Genomic DNA, 17,912 nt, shown 5'->3' on the forward strand with positions numbered 1-17,912 from the left:
TGAGAAAGCGCGAAACCGCCGTATGCGGAACCGCTTGTACGGTGGTGTGGGAGGTCGGTAAATGTGAAAGTAGGAGGCAAATGCCTTTCTATGATTAGCATTTACCTCCTACCCGATTAGTAGGATGGTGCTATTTACCCAACATACAAAGTCATTGGCATCTTTTGCACCTCAATCATTTTCTAATATTTTTTCTGCATATTCGTTATTTCGGAGAATTTCGCATCATAAAATAAGCAAAACTTTGTCTTCAAGGCATCTTCTTTCATCAACCAAATTGTTGTGATTTCCTTGTTAGGCGGAAACGGTTGTTTTCCTCATGTATTGTGATGAAAAAAGCCCTTCCTATTATAGGAAGAGCTTTCCATGTACCTTGTTACAACAGACTTAATGGCCTTAGCCTATATTCCGGCTTCCGTCCGAACGGAACTTATACATGCCCGTTTCGTAGGAAATCCTCCCCAGGACTATCCATTTGTTCAGACCTTCCTGGTTTGCCCATTGCGTGTATTTCTGTTGTATGACGATAGGGTTCAACCTAACCTTTGGGGCGTTTTTCCACTCTTCGTCTGGAATCAAGGCGTTAGCGGCAAACGCATTGGCAGCTTTCTCTTCGGGGCTTTCATGATCGTAATCGGATATGCTTAACTTACAGTCAATCCCGGGCTTCCCGGCATAATGCAAAAAAATATGACCTACCTCGTGCAACAGGGCAAAGGCAAAATTGTCTATCCGGTCATATCGCTTTGTCAGAACGATACAAGGGATGCCGTCTTCGATGAACGAATACCCGTCCACTGAGGCCTTGTCAACCTTTTCCACGATGCAGAATGCGATTCCTGCTTCCGACAATATTTCCTTTACCCGCAGCTCTGTCGATTTGTTGGTATGCAAGGCAGCGGCCAGTTCCGCGACAAGGGCATCCTTGTTTGCCATCGAGAATTGCCCCTTCACTTTTTGGTTTCTGACTTGCGACTCTGCCAGTATCTTCCAAGTCATAAGCATTCTGGCATCTTGCCCTGTTTTAGCCGATTTCTTGAACATGCCCGCCGTTGCCATTTTCAATTCTGCAGGCTCTGGAAGACGGAGGTCATCTGCAAGGAACTTTACCTGTTCAACTGCCGACATTAATTCTCTACCCAGTCTTTTAAGCAAAGTCTTTATATCGAACACCTCGTTATATTGGTTCAGCGTGGCATTTGCCACCAATTCCTCCTCGCCTTTCTTTTCAATCACCGATTGGTCATGGTCGTATTGCGTCTGCATATTGACCAAAGACACGGCGGAGATGCCGAGTGCCTCCTCAATCTTGTCAGCAATGGGTTTCGTCATGGGACGCTTGCCTCTGATCAGCTCGTTTAAATGAGACTTCTGCATTCCAATCATGGCTGCAAAATCCTTTTGGGAGATGTTTCTTTCTTCCAATTCATACCTCAGAATGGTACCCGGATGAGTTGCCGTCCAAGGTGTACTGCTCTCATTTTTTGTTACCATAATGATCGTTGTTTAATTCTATCAATGTTATTTCTAGTCCAGTATCCGTTTCCCTGAATAACAACCGCTCAACCCTGTTGTTGAATATGCGCACAGAACTCAGGGACATATGTTTAAGTTGCTCGTAGTGCAAGAAACTGTAATCCTTCAACCGCGAAACATGTTCTACCCCACGCATCAGATTGTATATGTCTGTCAGCTTACGCACGAACTTCTTGTCACGGGAAATCTTCTTATATTTTCCTGCGTTTGCCCCATTCAGGATAAGCTCCCGCAGGTCATCGTCAGTAATTTCTACTTTCATTATGCCATATAGCAATATTGTGTTTTGGTGCAAAGATATGAATAATTCCCTATAAACGGGAATTTCAAGAGGCGTTTCGACCGAAATATGAATGTTTTTACATTTATTTAACCGAAGTACAGCCTTACGGCATCTTTTTCTTCCCTGTAAGGATGTCGTTGAGGTCCTTGTACAAGGGATAGGTTTCCATCATGTCATGCACGGCATCGCTTTTGAGTTCCCGGAGCATGTCCACCACACGCCGTCCGGCATCGTCATTGTCGAGATAGCAATAGATGTGCTTGTAGGCTTTCAGCCGCGGCAATGCCTTGGGCAAGTTATTCACCGAGTTCAGCACCAGCAGGTCTGCACCATAACAGGGTACGGACAACCGTTCCCGTTTCCTCAAGGTCAGAAAGGACAGGTAGTCCATGAATCCCTCGAACAAGCACACGCTGTCTGTTTGTCCTTCAGAAAACAATGAAACGGCTTTCGGGGCGATGCAACCTTTATAATAAGGATTGCGTATCTCATAGCCGCCCGCCTCGTTGGGAAATGCGATGGCATAGTAGCTTTTCCCGTGGCAGGTGTAATGCGCTTCCCTGCATTCTTGCCTCGCGATGTCAAGGTCGATGCCACGCTTGGAAAGGTAGGAGAGCAAGGGAATGGATGCCAACGCCAGCAACCGTAGGTCCTGGAATGCAGACGCTTGCGGTTGCATTCCAGCCGGTGCGGACGGTTGCGGATGCGGCACGAACGTCCGCACCTTCAAAGGCACGGCCGGTGCTGCCCGTTCAATCATCTTCAATACTTTGGGTATGTTTGGGGTTCGATATACCAATACCGCAAGGTCGATGATGTCGCCGCTCTTGGCCGTAGCGAAGTCATACCATATATTGCGGTTCTTATTCACCTTGAAAGACGGATTTTCATCCTCCCGATAAGGTGCATGATACCATGCGGACACAGTGGTTTCCTTGGTGGGATGAATACCGATGGCCAACAGGAAGTCCACAATGGCTATTTGTTTGATTTGCAAGATGTTCATATCGTTCTGTTTCTATGTTTGATGAATATTGGAGCGGATACAACCAAGTTTACCATATATATACGCCCTGCGTAAACTAAACTTCTTTTGTCGCCAATCCCTAAATATTGGCAAGGAATGGAAGTTTGTCCCGTTTGTCATATATATATGCCCGGTGTTAAACTAAACCTGTTTGTTTTTCATCTTCCATGCCGGGTTATGCATGGTCGGAAGTTCTCCAGGTTTATCATATATATACCCTCCCGTTAAACTAAACCTCTTCCGGGACGGCATTGCCACCGTTGTCCAATGCTTCCGGCCGATAAACGTAAGCCTTGTCATCCTTGACGATGACGCCCCTGCCCATCAGGTACTTGTTCAGCTCGATGCAGACATTGCGCCCACGCTTGAAGCCGATTTCCGCATACCCCTGCCGCAAAGACTTGATGAGAAGTCCGTACCCCACAATAGGACCGTTCCCAAAAGCTATTTCCAACGCCTTTGCGTGTTGGGAGTCCGTGATGGCCTCGGTCGTAGGCTTGCGTTCTTGTGTGAAGGCGTAGTCCTCCACCAGTTCCGGCAATGCCTCGCGGTTAATGCGGAATGCGAACGGCTGGAACTCCCTTTCCCGGATGTGCATCGCCTTGACTTCGCTGATGTTGCCGTCAAACTGGCTCTTGGTCACTTGCAGGATGGTTTCCGCCTTGTTGTTCAGTTCAGTTCCGATATGCCCCCGCGTATTGTCATCACCTTTGTTCAGGTGCAGCACGGTGTGGATGTGCAGGTCGTGCATGCTCGACCAGCGCATCAGGTCGTTTATCAAGTCCACCGACTCGCTGGGGCTGTTGATGTCGTACATCAGGTCGCGGATGCCGTCTATCACGACAAAGCCTATCTCCGGATCGGAGGAAAGCGCATGGTTGATGATTTGCCTCCGCTGCTTGGGGCTGTACTCCCGCAGCATGAAGAACACAAGTCGGTCCGTTTCCCTGTCTGTCGGCATCCCGGCCAGTTTGAGGATGCGCTCCAGCACTTTGTGACAATGACATTTGCTTTGCTCGGTGTCCACATACAGCACCTTGTGCTTTCCCTCAGGCAGGTGCGCCTTGTAGTGCAGGATGTTCCTGCCGGACAAGGCTGATGCCACAATGGCGGCGCAGTTGAAGGTCTTCTTGCTCTTGGGCTTGCCCACAGAAGCGCTGAAATTGCCGAGCGTGGCGATGGTGATACCGTCCACCTGCACGATTTCAGGAGGGTAGGCATAGGTCTCCGTGACCCGCAGGCGTATGAAATTCAGTATCTGTTCGTAAACATTCCTGTCGATGTCTTCCGACACCGGTATAATCCCACGTGCATTCATTGTTTCTTCCCTTTCTTCATCAGTTGGTTTTCAGTCCCCATTCCGGTTCCGGCCAATGCCGCCTGCCGTTCAATCTCACGGTTTGACAGAACAGGATTCCGGCGTTTCCAGTCATCCAATGCTTTCCGTTCGAAGAAAATGTGCTTACCGTTGGGTTTCGAGAAAGGAATTTCATGAGTGGACGTGAGACGGTACAAATGACCGGTGGATATGTTCAGGTACTTGGCCGCTTCTTCCACGTTGAACACTTCCTTCAATATGTAAAGCTGCCGCTCTATCTCCTCGAACCTGGCGATTAATGCCTCAAGGGTGCCAAAACGGTTGATGAACTCCTCTATGACTGTTATCTTGTCCAATACGCAGTCGATGTCCTCCATCCGCTTCAATATGGAGTGGACGGCTTCCACCCGCTCCAGCGTTTCCAAAAATCCTGATTCCGTCATACGTTCATTCCTTTAAGTTCCACTTCCGTAGTTTCATCCGGGCCGGCCAATTCGCCGCACTCATGATTGCGGCACAGCCATCCGTCCAATTCCCGCTTGCTGAAAAACAGCAGTTTGCCGCTTGGCTTGTAGTGCGGTATTTTCCCGTCCTTTGCCAGTTTGTAAAGCTGGCTGCCCGACAGTCCCGTGTACAGGCACGCTTCCTTGAAGTTGAGCGTGTCCTTGATGCAGTAGAGCATCTTTTCCACTTTTTCCACCTGCGCCTGTATCAGACTCAGTTTCAACAGGCAGGACGGACATTCTACCCGTCCGGGCCGTTCATTCGTTGCAATGCTTTGTTGTTCCATAGTTCTTACATTTTATTAAGTTGGACAATGAAAGGGTTCGCCCTCCGAAACTTGTTTGTTTCAGGGGGCGAAATTAGCGTCTTGCCAGCATACCAGGCGATTGACGGCAGCAACAGTTCGGAACTGTAGTCCTTACTGTTGCTGTTTTCTTCTGTCATTTGTTGTCCGTGTTTGTATTTTCTCCCTTTGGCAGCACTTGACGCACATAGTGGCGGATTTTTTCCTGCATGCTGTTCGGGTTGCTTTTCGCATGGGTCAGGGCATTGGAGAACTGTTCATGCCGTAACGGCCTGCCATCTTTCGGGCCGAGTATGCTCCCGGCTTGCCCCAACAGGTGTTGCCAACGGGAAAGGATAAGCCGGTGCTGGCACAACTGGTCGAAGAAGAAGGAAAGCAGGCGGTTGTTCTTTGAGTGGAGCGGAACGGAAAGCCTGCCTTCCAAAAGAGAACGGAGCATGGGGGCATCAACACTCTCCTCAAACAGACGAGCCTCATTCACGCAATGCGCAATGAGGCTCATCTGGTCATCGTTCAGGCTGCAGCCCAATGATAGCTGACGTGAAGGAATTTCACCGCCGGTTTTGGATGTTAAAACAACTTGTCCGCGTGGTGGAGGTGTCGTAGTGTAATAAAGATGCAACAGGCATTCAAGTTTGCCTCTGTCAGGGTCGTCTTCCATAGAAAACTGTCTGAGGAGATCTTCACGTGTTGTAAGGAGTCCGTCCAGAATGCCAAGGTTCTTCCGGTGTTCGTTCAGGCCTTTGGCATCCTGTCTGTCCGTGTGGTGGTGGGAATTAAGGAAGTCCTTAGCGAACAGATTGTGCAGCTTGCCTCCTACCAACACTTCTGTTTTGTACGATGATAGAACCTCCCGCAACAAACCATCCAGTTCATTACGGGCCACTTGGCCGTAAAGGCCGTTACGCTTCGTTTGGGCTTTTTTTAAAAGCTCCTCTTTTTTTGCATTTACGCTTCATTGTCAGGTAGTTTAATGGGTGATTATTCAATGAATGCGTCATCCAACAGGGAGACCGCATTGTCTTTCTTGCTGTTGATGATTTTTGCGTAACGCTGTGTGTGCCGGATGGTAGTATGCCCGAGCAGCTGGCTTGTGGTGTAGATGTCAACGCCGGCGGTCAGTGCAAGGGTCGCGAAAGTGTGCCTGGCGACATGGAATGAAAATTTCTTGTCAATTCCTGCATCTCTCGCCCAATCGCTCAACACGTGTTTATACCAAATGCTTAAGGTAGGAAATACCGGGTCATCCGGTGTTGCATCGCCTTGTTCGGGCAGCCATTTGCGGGCATTCATGTTCAGCGGCAGGTAAAGCAGCACGCCTGTCTTGAACTGGCGTATCTCTACCTGCCATTTCCCGTTGTTCCTGATGATGTTTTTCCAGCGGAGCAGTTTGATGTCCATGATGCGCAGTCCGCAGAAGCAGGAGAAAAGGAAAGCCGCCTTCATGTCCGGGCGTCTGCACGGGGTCTTGATGAGCCGTTTTACCTCGTCCACGGTAAGATACTCACGTTTGGTCTCCTTGCCGGCCACCATGCTGCGCTTTATCCCCCGGTATGGTGATTTCTGCAGCAGGTTCTCTTTAACCGCGTAATTCAATGCGGCACGGACGAAATCAAGATACAGGAATACAGTCTCTTTGGCAAGATTGTCGTGATTCCGGGTATAGGCTTTCCTTGTGAGTAATCGTTCCATGAAGCCAAGCAGGTAGTCCCTGTCCACTTCTGCAAGCGTCACCATGCCATTATACTCTTCCAGTTCTGCGATGCAACGGTTTATCCATGTCAAGGCAGACTTGGAGCCACCACGCTTCATCACATGGTCATGATACACCCGCATCCAGTCGGTGAACAGCATCTTCGCCTTGTACGAACGGTCTGTGATACCTGCCAGCTTATTGGTCAATTCCAATATCTTTTCCGCCTTTATCGCATTGGCAGTGGCAAGTGTATTTGCATTTTGGATTTTGGAGGCATAATCGGTTTCGGGTACCAGATACAACCTGAGAAACTGGTAGCTTCTTCTTCCATCATGATAAATGTCCAGGTATATGGAAGTGTTCCCGTTCTTCAATTTGTTGAACCGCAAGCGTACCGGTTCTTTAGCCTTTATTTGTTTCTTGGGTCTTGCCATGCTTTTCCCTCCGGTTAGTTGTTGTTATTCAAAAAGTTCATCTATCATCAGTACGGCAGCTTCCTTTTTCGCATCGACAATCTTTGCGTACACCTGCGTGGTTTCTACGTCCCTGTGTCCCAGCAACTGGCTGGTGGTGTATAAGTCTGCGCCTAATGTCAGCTCCATCGTTGCGAACGTGTGCCTGCTCATGTGGTAGCAAAGACTTTTCTTTACACCGGCAGCTTTAGCCCATCTTTTCAATACGACATCCAAGGTTGTAGTGTACGGAATGGAAAACACATGTTCATCCGCGTCACCCCGTTGCTTCGGAAGATAACCTTGCGCCTGTGCGCTGAGCGGCAGATAAAGCATGTTGCCCGTTTTCCGCTGGCGCACTTCAAGATGAACCTTCCCGGTTTCCTCTATTACATTTTTCCATTGCAAAGAACGCATGTCGCCAAGCCGCAGGCCGCAAAAGCATGAGAACAGGAAAGGGACTTTCACGTCTTCACGGCAAGGTGTCCCCATCAACAGCTTTACCTCATCTATGGTCAGGTATTCCCTTTTTTTCTGTTCCCCTTGTATGGCATCCCTGTCAATAGCTAATCCCGGATTGACTGACAGGATGCCTTCGTCCACCGCTAAGTTCAATGCGGAAACTACATACCCCACATATGTCTTGATGGTTTTCTTGGCAAAAGGTGCATGGGTGCGTTTTGCCTTGGCTCCGTTCATGTATTCAATGAAACCGTCCAGAAAATCCTTGTCCACATCGCACAACCGTGCTTTCGGATCATATTTTTTGAGTTGGACAATAGTGGAATGTACACTTGGCTCCAATCCACGTTTCCCTTTCTGTTTCCGCTCTTCCATATATACATTCATCCAATCCGTTAAAAGCATTTTCCCTTTTTCGGACAGGACGAGGGGAGGTTTCTTATTCGTGATGTCAATAATACGTTGCGACTTGATTGCGTTTGCCGCTTTCAGCGTATGCTCATTTTGAGCCCTTGCGGCAGCAGATGTTTCAGGTATAAGGTACAGTTTCAGAAATTCATAACGTCTCTTTCCCTCGTAATAGATGTCGAGGTAAATGGACTTGTTCCCATTCTCCAATTCCTTGAAACGGATTCGGACGGGTACAGACTCAGATTTCTTTGTACGTGCCATGACTTCCTTCTTGGTAATTTATTACTGTATGCGCAAAGGTAACAAAAAACATTCAAAACACCAAGATTTGACTAACAAAAAAGTAACATTAAAAGCAAAAATACTCATTTAAAAACGAAAAACAAGCAAAAATCCAATTCTTTTAATTATTATATAAATCATTGATATTCATTACTATTTATGATTTTAATTGCATTTATTTACTCAAATACATTTGCTTTGTATATAGTCCGCCATAGCTGGGCTACCATAGCGCGTGGCAAAGATGTTCCGTTGTCGGTCATCAGCGAAGGACTCGGACACGATTCGGAAACGACTACACAGATATACCTTGACTCAATAAAGTGTAAGCATTCGATAAACTACAAGTTTTAAACCTTTATATACAACAATAGCGACTGTCACTATGAACCTAATAGTTTCAGTCGCTATTATTTTGTTGAACCTATAAGTTGCATATGGGCACAAATTTGTATATGATGAAGTTTCTAAAGCTTTCACTTTTACAGCACAGTGACTTATGGGTTTGTACCATTTCTCAAGTAAGCACTCAATTTAGGGCATTCCCCTTTGAAAGGGCACTTTTGAACAGGCTGTATGAATGATTGTCAAATGAAAACATACGGACTATCCTTCGGTTTCGCGACATGACAATGAAGACATCCCCGTCACAGGGTTCACGGTGAAGCAGTTCACGGATGATGGACAACACACGGCTGTGCTTACAACGCATGTCGGTAAAGTCACGCACATAATAAAAATGATTCAGGCCGGTAACACTCAGCATAGACCCTCCAGCTTCTCTATCATCCGGACTAAGTCCTGATAGCTTAAATTCTTTTGGGACAAGTGCAATCCATTACTGATACGGATGTCAATCCATATGCGGACGGGATTGTCATTACTGCTTTTTAATTCAGGCTTAGGCCGGTCACCGGTCTTAGTCTTTTCCTCATGGGCAATCTCAGGAGCACCGTCAACCTGAACCTCAACTACTTTTTTGCGGGTATCCTTAAACCATTTCTGGAAAATGTTATAAGGGACTTTGTTCTTTAAACAAAACGATTGGAGAGATTCCCCATGAGGCAAAGCCTCGGTCTAGTACTGAAAGTAAAACCTTTCAAGATCTTCACTGCTATACATAATTCTATAAATTTGGTTGGCAGCGAAGTTACCCATTTCAATCAATAGCCATTTTTTGACTGCTTACTGACAAGGTACCAGTTGACGAGGTTCTGAATAGTTTTACTGAATGTATTTAAAACCTAGTTACCTAGTACCTGTTACCTAGTACCTAATCCTAAAACCTCGTTCACTAGTACCTGATACTTAGTCCCTAAAAATAATCAACCTGCCTGAGCATCTCCTTGTCCTCGCTCATGTACCGTCCAGGCTGTGGCGGCTCCACATGCGACAGCAAGATGCGCTTCTGCTTTCCGTTGTTCAGCATAGCCGCCAACCTGAGCCTGCATCCGTATGTGTCCCGCATGGGTATCGGGCTTTCCGAAACGGTGCGCCATGCTTTTCTTCCGTATGCCTCGCAGGATTTGTTGGCTTTCAACACGCTAAATCATAATGATGCGATTTCTTCCGGACTAAGCCCGGTAGCTTTCGCTATGATATCTGTAGAAACGCCTAAACGTTTCAAGTTTTGTGCATCCTCCAGTTTACTTTTAGCCATTCCTTCTTTTATTCCTTCTTTTATTCCTTCTTTTATTCCTTCTTCTCTTCCTTCTTTTATGCCTTCTTCTCTTCCTTCCTGCATTCCTTTTTCTCTTCCTTCCCGCATCGCGTTCTCCACTCGGTCTTGCATGTCCTCCTCGTAAATCCGGCTCACATAGAAACGGTCTACTGCCTTATCATAAGCCACACGGTTCGCTTCCGACAGGTTCGCTACGGCAGCCAGCCGTTCCAGATGCTTGAACACCTGTTCTTTCAGTGCATCCGGCATTCTGTTCCATTCGTTCATATTCTTCAGTGCATAGATTAGTTTGTCATACAATGTCTCGCATTCCTCCAGCTGCTTGGTGAAGTAAGGGAACTGCAAGTATATCTGCCGGAAGTGCGGGTTCACCGTCCGTCCGCTCTCACGGTCTGCCACCACCGTGTCCGTACGGAATTTCGGCTCTAACTTCCCTTCCTTGAAGTTCATCAGGAATATTCCGTACACGGTTGAGAGTTTGTAGCGGTCACCATAGCGGAGTGGTGCTTCACTTACCGTGTCCGACACACTGTCTTTTCCTCCAGACGGCAATTCCACTTCATCCGTTATGGGACGTTCTATCAACCGGCTGATGGCACGGCATACATAGTACAGCGTACGGTCCAGAAAATTGCTGTGCCACCGGTTCTGCATCTCCACGATGATGTATTCCCCGCTCGAAGTCAGGCAATACAGGTCGAAGATGATTCCCCTGTCGTTTACGTTGTCCGAATTGTCTTCCTTGTCGATGAACGTCAGGTCTTCAATGTGATGCTCCCCCGCAAGCAGCTCGTTCAGCAAGGTAATGAGCAGTTCCTTGCTGGCAGGTTGCCCGAAGATAATCTTGAAGCCGATATCCGTAAACGGGTTCACGAAATGCGTCATGTATCTTTCTCTTCTTTTCATGCCTCAAAGATAGGAATACTTGGGGAGATTCACAAATTTGTATATGATGAAGTTTCTAAAGCTTTCACTTTTACAGCACAGTGACTTATGGGTTTGTACATTTCTCAAGTAAGCACTCAATTTAGGGCATTCCCCTTTGAAAGGGCACTTTTGAACAGGCTGTATGAATGATTGGCAAATGAAAACATACGGACTATTCTTCGATTTCACGACATGACAATAAAGACAATCCCCGTCACAGGGTTCACGGTGAAGCAGTTCACGGATGATAGACAACACACGGCTGTGCTTGCAACGCATGTCGGTAAAGTCACGCACATAATAAAAATGATTCAGGCCGGTAACACTCAGCATAGACCCTCCAGCTTCTCTATCATCCGGACTAAATCCTGATAGCTTAAAATTCTTTTGGGACAAGTGCAATCCATTACTGATACGGATGTCAATCCATATGCGGACGGGATTGTCATTACCGCTTCTTGATACAGGTTTAGGCTGCTCACCGGTCTTAGTCTTTTCCTCATGGGCAATCTCAGGAGCACCGTCAACCTGAACTTCAACTACTTTTTTGCGGGTATCCTTAAACCATTTCTGGAAAATGTTATAAGGGACTTTGTTCTTGACACAAAACGATTGGAGAGATTCTCCATGAGGCAAAGCCTCGGTCTGGTACTGAAAGTAAAACCTTTCAAGATCTTCACTGCTATACATAATTCTATAAATTTGGTTGGCAGCGAAGTTACCCATTTCAATCAATAGCCATTTTTTGACTGCTTACTCAAAAAACTACTGTCCGAAGAAACATCCATCCCCAATCGGTTCAAAGTATAACAGCAAATAGCAAACGTTGCCGAGCCCGAAATCAAGAATGAAAAATCAAAGAAACTGAATGCTTCCGATATGCGGTCTATGATTTTTTGAAAGTTGGCAGCCATAATAGTGTAGGTAAAACCATGAAGAAAACATAAATTTCAAACTATTTTGCTTCTCAGCATTGCCGATACACCTCTGCCACTTGCTCCGCTATGTGGCTCCAGTCGTATTCCGCCATATCGTAGCGCACTTTCCGGTAAGGCTTTTCGATATTCTCCTGCAGCTTTTGGGCAAGCACATCTATATCGCCTACGGGGAAATAGCTTTCATAATCCAAGCCCACTTCCAGATTGGCGGGTATGTTGCTCACGATAACCGGACAGCCGTAGCTCATGGCTTCCAGCAAAGCGATGGGCAAGCCTTCGTGGGAAGAAGGAAGCACAAAGCAGCGTGTATGCGTAAGCAGCGAATGAAGCTTCTTCCCCTTGATGAATCCGGTAAGCACCACGCCGTTCTCCTTTGCCATCTGTTTCAAATGCCGCGAATACTCATCCTCAAAATCCGTATCGCCAGCCAATACCAATTTTACATCCGAATGGAAATCCTTCATTTTTACGAACGCTTCTATCAGGTGATGCAGGTTCTTTTCCGGCACGAAGCGGCACATTCCCAATATATATTTGCCTTTCTCTATGCCCAACTCTTCGAAGTATTCCAGATAATCGCACAAGTCCGGTTCAGGTACCCCATTATATATAAGGTGGCAATCCCGCCGGTTATACTTACGTACGAGTATATCGTTAATCACCTCCGAAATCACAATCATCTCGTTTGCATATTTCGTCCCCATCCGTTCGCCTAACTTCAATATTGCCTTGGCGGCGGATCCCCATTTGTCACGGTCATAGTCGGGACCGTGATGCGTAAACACTACCTTCATGCCCAGCAACCTTGCCAACGGAACCAACAAGGCGGGACCGATGGCATGAATGTGTACGATGTCGGCACGAAGCGATTTCGCTTTCAGTATTGCCCGAAACGTATGGATGATTGCCTCGAAAGATTTCCTCTTCGGGGTCGCTATGTCAACCAGCTTCACCCCTTTGTATTCTTTCAGACTGTCGTGCACATAGCTCTTTCTGCGTATCACAGTCACATCGAAGCCCCGTGCCGCTATCCTTGGAAATAGTTCCTCGCAATGCGTCTCCACGCCACCCATGATGTTCGGGATGCCACGGGTGCCGGTAACAACTATTTTCATAAAAACATTCTTGATTTTGAGAATGAATAATTATTTTTGCAAATCCAAAAGCTGAACCAATGAAACAGCACTTAAACCGCCTGAAAGAAAATCTCCTTTATGCAAGAATTATAATCGTTTCTTGCCTGTCAGCTTTGTGGCTTTTCATAAAAGGCAAAAGAATCAGGTAAATCAGAACTTCTCCCTCAAATCCCCCTGGCACGGGTCTTGGCCTACATCGCACCACTTCGGGTCTATGCAAGCAGGCTTGCCCTGCATAGAGCGCAGCTTGTTCTGCAACGCCCACTTTGCTGGATACTTGATATACTTGTGCATCACTGGGCTTGCCGTACCAACCATCCAGCAGTTCTTCGGGCACTTCCTTACCATCGCACGAACCTTCTGCGCCTGCTCGCTTTCCCAAATCTCCATAAAAGGTTTGTCGTGGATGTTACCCATGCTTTCTTTCCAATACTTCTCTTCCAGTCCGTTACATGGCATCACCTCGCCCCACGGATCGATGAAGAAGTTCACCATACCCGCCTCGCAAGGCAGCATACGCTTTCCTCCTTCGATATAATTAATCAGCCCCATGTTGAACCATGCACGAAACCAACTCTTTGGGTGTTTCTCCTTCAGCTGCCACTCAATTAGTTGCTTGAAGTTATTGCATACCTCGTCTTTATTCGTAATCACATTGTCACTCTTGTGGAAATAATATGAGTTATGAAAAGCCGCCGTGGCAAACTCCATGCCCATGGCAAGCGAAAGCTGGTAAAGCGAAAGCATGTCTTTTGAATTGTGGTTTGACACTGTGCAGCCGAAACCGATGTCCTTCAACCCCATGTGTTTCAAAGTGAGCAGCGTGCGCAGACCCTTGTCAAATCCGCCTGCATGGCCGCGCAATTCATCGTTCTTTTGGCTAAGTCCTTCGATGGAAATACGTATGCCTATATTAGGAAACTTCTTGGCAAGTGCCACTACACGGTCCTCAAACCAGCCCGAAGTAGAGATTACGATACGTGGCGTATGCTTGTAACACTCCTCGACAATCTCGTCCAAGTCTTCACGGATGAACGGTTCGCCACCCGTCAGATTGATGAACTTCAACTGCGGCAGAGTCTTCAGATCTGCAGCCTTTATTTCTTCACTCTTCTTCGTGGGATTCTGCCAAATGTTACACATCTGGCAACGCATCGGACAGCGATACGTCAGGATAATGCTTGCGTCCGTTGGACGCGGAATGTTTCTACTTGACATTTTATCTTATTTTTATTCGTATATTTTCATTATTTCTTTGTAGTAGTTCTCGGCGTTGTAATGCTTCATTGCAACGTCGGCGATGCCCTTATAGTCAAACTTAACGTCAAACATCGTCTTAATTTTCTCTGTAAGGTCATTGGTGTTGCCACTCTCAAAGGTCATACCGTTCCTGCCCTCATCTATCAGTTCAGGAATACCGCCAATACGTGCACCAAGTACCGGTGTGCCCAAACATTGCGCCTCTATCACCGACAACGGATTGTTCTCATACCATTCAGATGGTATCACGGTAAACCTCGCCTTCCCTACAATGTCCTTTATGTCATCCCATTGGCGGAAACCAAGAAACTCAACATTGCCCTTTAATTGTTCATTTTTAATTTTTAATTGCTCCAGCAATGGTCCTCCACCAATGACCTTCAACCTATAAGGCAACCGGGCAGCGGCTTCAATGAGTGTTGTTACGCCTTTCTCATGGCTCAACCTGCCAACGTAACAGTAATAATCCTCCTTATCATAATTATCCTTACGACACTTCTTGGTATCGATAAAGTTGCAGAGCACCTTCAGCTTCTCTTTCCTGAAACCACCTTGCGCCATCTTCTCTGCCATAAATCCGCTCGGACAGATAAACAAATCCGTGCAAGCCTCAAGCCTTTCACGGTTCCACATCACCGCCTCACGATAGCCCACTTCCGAAGCCAACCGTGAGCCTTTCATGCAGCGGTATATCTTACATGGTAACTTGTCTCCCCCGAAACATTTCTCACAGATTTCCTTACCGTCTCGCAAGCAATCATAGCGTGGACAAAGCAGTTTGTAATCATGCAGCGTCCACACTACTCTTATACAACGTTTGCGTGCTAATTCGGCTATGACAGGAGAGAGTTGGGTATGGACATTATTAATATGTACAACATCGGGGTTGAAGTCATCAAGCAGCCGCCCGAATTTGCGCTTCACTTCCTGTGAGCCGAAAGGTCGGGTTAATGCCATCAACTTATTCATGTTGCTTGGAAAATATTTCTTCCACGGCGTATCCAGATTTTCCGGATAATCCATGGCAAACACGGCAACTTCATGCCCGTGTTCCTTCAACAACTGCTCCAGATTGAGCATATAGATGCAGTCACCGCCACGGCGGTAATAAAATTTGTTGGAAAGTAAGATTTTCATTTTTTGCCTTACATTACTTTTTTAATCTGATTGGCTGATAAGCTATCCGTGCTAATAGCTTCTTTTTCATTTTTCTATCAAAATCCGATTCCTTATCTAGGATATAAATCCTACTGTCATCATGTGTACGCCGACGATAAGTCTCTATACTCTTTTCATCGTTGGCATAAATGATAGGATAATTTTTTTGTCCATGATAATGATTTAAGTAATCCCCTTTGTACATATACACAATATTCCCTTTCAATATGCCGAAAGCTTTTCCACAATAGTAGGGCGCACCATAAAATATGTTATTGCTGATAAGTATGTTTTTATTTTTCTTATCATACGACAATAAATCAGCGTCTCTTGCTTCCGAAGAATCAAACTGGTTTCTCCCCATCATAAAACATAAATTGTTCGAAAATTCGCAATCCACGTAATCTACGTCTTTCCCTTCGGTATCCGAAAGAAAATGTTCAAATGCCTGTCTGCAATAGATGAACTTGTTATGTACGAAACGTATGCGACATGGATTTTGCAAACCCTTCCCTTTCCCTTGAATCGTTGCACCACAATCATAAGTACGGCTGATGGAACAATGACTGATGGTATTATCACTGATAAGATAAGACAAGACCCAACATTCTATGCCGTTACCATAACGCACCCAGTTTTGATAACCAACTTGTATAGAACCACCAATAATGTCTATATCGCAATTTTGTATTTGCGTATAGTTAATGCCACATATACCGTGTCTGGCAAATCCAATAATCGCAATATTGCGTATAACACATCGGTCCATATTCGAGATTCCGTGATTATAGGTTGACAAACAGATATTGCCCAATGCCTTTGGATGTTGGTCATATCTAAGATACAGATACCTGAATGCTACATCCTTTCTTTTATACAAAGAAGAAGTAAAAAAATCCCCATTGTTCCGTAATGCTTTCTTCGATTTTACCAAATGCCCGTAGATTTTGTCTTTTCTACTGTCATAAATACATCCTATATCATTGAAACATAATTTATCAGAAGCGTATTCTAACGGATAGCCTGCAAAATCAGTTTCATTACTTAAATCCAATCTCCAAACCCCTTTAATAGAATCGGCTTGCCAGGCGTCAGGATTTTTTAAAATCTTAAAGCCACATAATACGGGCTTATCTCCTTTGCCATACGATTCAATGATGCTGTTTGACATACCAGATATGTTTTCAAAAAACACGTCACCGCACTTTAGCCGTAGGTTCACTCCTTTCTTATTCTTCTTCAGAGCACTATGTATTGTTTTTAATGGCTTATCTTCAGTCAATCCATCATAGTTATCATTCCCTTTTGAGGATGAAACATAAATAGTCTGGAGCTTATAGTTTTGTCGTTGCACCTGTCCATGCAGGTATCGACAATCCAAAAACAGACAGATTGATAGTAATAACCACGCACGGAAGTTGCCGGAAAAGTATTTCATGAGTTTATCAATTGTTTTAAAATACGGATGGAGTTGTCCCTTTCTCCCGCTAAAATTTCATTTACCGGAGAGTAATCTATTAATCTGTCGGCTATTGAGAAATCATCCAAATCCTTCAGTATTCTATCCTGCAATCCCGTAAGCTGCAAGATGCTTTGGTTGCGGCTTCCGGTTTTGTTGTTCGGTAGAATTTCTATAAACTGACGGTTGAAGTTCAGGGCGAAGGCTGTTCCATGAAAAGAGTCTGTAACAAAATAAGTGCAATTCTTTATGTAGGATAAGAAATTACTCAAATCGGGCAGGTATACGAATTTTCCTCCCCTGCGGAACTGATGGAAGGTCGGAGAAATCCGGTACAACGGAAGTCTTACCTGCTGTGCGAACCTTATGGCATAATCGCTCAATGCCGGATCGTTGTGTATCTGATAAACAAGAACGTATTTCCCTTTTATTTCCTTTCTTATATGCCTCTCCCATTCCTCTCCTGTAAGCAACAAGGTAGGGTCTAAAACCTGTCCCACACACCTGATTCCCATGCGGCGAAGCAAGTCTACCGCCGTGTTTTCCCTGACGGCAATCGCGGAATAAGAAGACAAAAGTTTTTTATATTCAGCCAGGATGGAAGGGGTAAAATCCGTCCTTCCGAAACTTGCCGCGTATGCTGTTTTCTTTCTGTCTTCCACAAAAGACAAAAAGTAAGCTTCGTCATAACGTCCGTTCATCGTAGGTCCCCATACCTGGTCACTGCCTGTCATAAACACATCGGCATCCAGCAGCTTTAAGTCTTCGTGGCTGCTGCAACGCCGGGTAAGCTTCAAATACCTTTTCCGCATGTTGGCAAACTTCATTTCCGCCAATTTCTCTTCGGGATAGCGCAACAGGAGATAGGCCATCTTTTTCACGGGATTGTTGTTCCATTCCCGTTTGCCTCTCAGTGCGGTCATCGTGCCTCTCAACCCCTGTTCATCGTCACGAATGTAATCAATGATTTCACAGGTATGCCCAAGGCGTTCCAATACGGTTTGCGTAGCTATGGATTGCAATAGCGAGCCATAATTGGAAGGGGCATGGCGGGTGATTACTTTGATGTCCATACTAT

18 protein-coding genes and 1 pseudogene are annotated in these 17,912 nt (G+C 45.8%); all 19 read right to left on the reverse strand.

Going from position 1 to position 17,912, the window contains the following annotated elements:
- Nucleotides 1–396: 396 nt before the first annotated feature.
- Complete coding sequence (locus B5F25_RS15520; RefSeq protein ID WP_087250575.1) at nucleotides 397–1,494, reverse strand: HigA family addiction module antitoxin; 1,098 nt, start codon at nucleotides 1,492–1,494, stop codon at nucleotides 397–399.
- A complete protein-coding gene (locus B5F25_RS15525; RefSeq protein ID WP_241148424.1) occupies nucleotides 1,478–1,798 on the reverse strand; it encodes a hypothetical protein in 321 nt (106 codons plus the stop codon). Before B5F25_RS15525 ends, B5F25_RS15520 begins: the two co-directional genes overlap by 17 nt.
- 124 nt (nucleotides 1,799–1,922) lie before the next feature.
- Nucleotides 1,923–2,825 (reverse strand): toprim domain-containing protein, encoded by a 903-nt coding sequence (locus B5F25_RS15530; protein ID WP_087250578.1) that lies wholly within the window; start codon nucleotides 2,823–2,825, stop codon nucleotides 1,923–1,925.
- Nucleotides 2,826–3,075: 250 nt separating this feature from the next.
- Nucleotides 3,076–4,164 (reverse strand): AAA family ATPase, encoded by a 1,089-nt coding sequence (locus B5F25_RS15535; protein WP_087250580.1) that lies wholly within the window; start codon nucleotides 4,162–4,164, stop codon nucleotides 3,076–3,078.
- Nucleotides 4,161–4,607, reverse strand: a complete 447-nt coding sequence (locus B5F25_RS15540; protein ID WP_087250582.1) for a helix-turn-helix domain-containing protein — start codon at nucleotides 4,605–4,607, stop codon at nucleotides 4,161–4,163. The genes B5F25_RS15535 and B5F25_RS15540 overlap by 4 nt, the downstream gene beginning before the upstream one ends.
- Nucleotides 4,604–4,954 (reverse strand): helix-turn-helix domain-containing protein, encoded by a 351-nt coding sequence (locus B5F25_RS15545; protein WP_087250584.1) that lies wholly within the window; start codon nucleotides 4,952–4,954, stop codon nucleotides 4,604–4,606. The genes B5F25_RS15540 and B5F25_RS15545 overlap by 4 nt, the downstream gene beginning before the upstream one ends.
- 154 nt (nucleotides 4,955–5,108) lie before the next feature.
- On the reverse strand, nucleotides 5,109–5,858 hold the full coding sequence (locus tag B5F25_RS15550) for a hypothetical protein (RefSeq protein ID WP_087250586.1): 750 nt from the start codon (nucleotides 5,856–5,858) through the stop codon (nucleotides 5,109–5,111).
- Between the two features lie 95 nt (nucleotides 5,859–5,953).
- The gene (locus B5F25_RS15555; RefSeq protein ID WP_087250588.1) at nucleotides 5,954–7,102 is read right to left on the reverse strand and encodes a site-specific integrase; all 1,149 of its coding nucleotides are present in this window, start codon (nucleotides 7,100–7,102) and stop codon (nucleotides 5,954–5,956) included.
- 24 nt (nucleotides 7,103–7,126) lie between these two features.
- Nucleotides 7,127–8,254: a site-specific integrase gene (locus B5F25_RS15560; RefSeq protein WP_087250590.1), complete on the reverse strand. Its 1,128-nt coding sequence runs from the start codon at nucleotides 8,252–8,254 to the stop codon at nucleotides 7,127–7,129.
- Nucleotides 8,255–8,804: 550 nt separating this feature from the next.
- Nucleotides 8,805–9,041, reverse strand: a complete 237-nt coding sequence (gene tnpB / locus B5F25_RS15570) for an IS66 family insertion sequence element accessory protein TnpB (protein ID WP_087250594.1) — start codon at nucleotides 9,039–9,041, stop codon at nucleotides 8,805–8,807.
- Nucleotides 9,035–9,343, reverse strand: a complete 309-nt coding sequence (locus B5F25_RS22505) for a hypothetical protein (RefSeq protein ID WP_241148425.1) — start codon at nucleotides 9,341–9,343, stop codon at nucleotides 9,035–9,037. The genes tnpB and B5F25_RS22505 overlap by 7 nt, the downstream gene beginning before the upstream one ends.
- Nucleotides 9,344–9,590: 247 nt before the next feature.
- Entirely contained in the window at nucleotides 9,591–9,815 is a 225-nt protein-coding gene (locus tag B5F25_RS15580; RefSeq protein WP_087250596.1) for a hypothetical protein, read from the reverse strand.
- 9 nt (nucleotides 9,816–9,824) lie between these two features.
- Nucleotides 9,825–10,841 carry a PD-(D/E)XK nuclease family transposase gene (locus B5F25_RS15585; RefSeq protein ID WP_087250599.1) on the reverse strand — a complete coding sequence of 339 codons (1,017 nt, stop codon included), beginning with the start codon at nucleotides 10,839–10,841 and terminating at the stop codon, nucleotides 9,825–9,827.
- A gap of 368 nt (nucleotides 10,842–11,209) precedes the next feature.
- A pseudogene (locus B5F25_RS22235) lies at nucleotides 11,210–11,573 on the reverse strand (hypothetical protein).
- Nucleotides 11,574–11,850: 277 nt separating this feature from the next.
- Nucleotides 11,851–12,936 carry a glycosyltransferase family 4 protein gene (locus B5F25_RS15600; RefSeq protein ID WP_087250607.1) on the reverse strand — a complete coding sequence of 362 codons (1,086 nt, stop codon included), beginning with the start codon at nucleotides 12,934–12,936 and terminating at the stop codon, nucleotides 11,851–11,853.
- 171 nt (nucleotides 12,937–13,107) lie between these two features.
- On the reverse strand, nucleotides 13,108–14,175 hold the full coding sequence (locus tag B5F25_RS15605) for a radical SAM protein (RefSeq protein WP_087250609.1): 1,068 nt from the start codon (nucleotides 14,173–14,175) through the stop codon (nucleotides 13,108–13,110).
- A gap of 12 nt (nucleotides 14,176–14,187) precedes the next feature.
- On the reverse strand, nucleotides 14,188–15,354 hold the full coding sequence (locus B5F25_RS15610; RefSeq protein WP_087250611.1) for a glycosyltransferase: 1,167 nt from the start codon (nucleotides 15,352–15,354) through the stop codon (nucleotides 14,188–14,190).
- Between the two features lie 13 nt (nucleotides 15,355–15,367).
- Nucleotides 15,368–16,813 (reverse strand): hypothetical protein, encoded by a 1,446-nt coding sequence (locus tag B5F25_RS15615; protein ID WP_087250613.1) that lies wholly within the window; start codon nucleotides 16,811–16,813, stop codon nucleotides 15,368–15,370.
- The gene (locus tag B5F25_RS15620) at nucleotides 16,810–17,907 is read right to left on the reverse strand and encodes a polysaccharide pyruvyl transferase family protein (protein ID WP_087250615.1); all 1,098 of its coding nucleotides are present in this window, start codon (nucleotides 17,905–17,907) and stop codon (nucleotides 16,810–16,812) included. Before B5F25_RS15620 ends, B5F25_RS15615 begins: the two co-directional genes overlap by 4 nt.
- Nucleotides 17,908–17,912: the final 5 nt, after the last annotated feature.

The organism is Bacteroides sp. An19, from assembly GCF_002160215.1.
Classification (GTDB): Bacteria; Bacteroidota; Bacteroidia; order Bacteroidales; family Bacteroidaceae; genus Phocaeicola; species Phocaeicola intestinalis.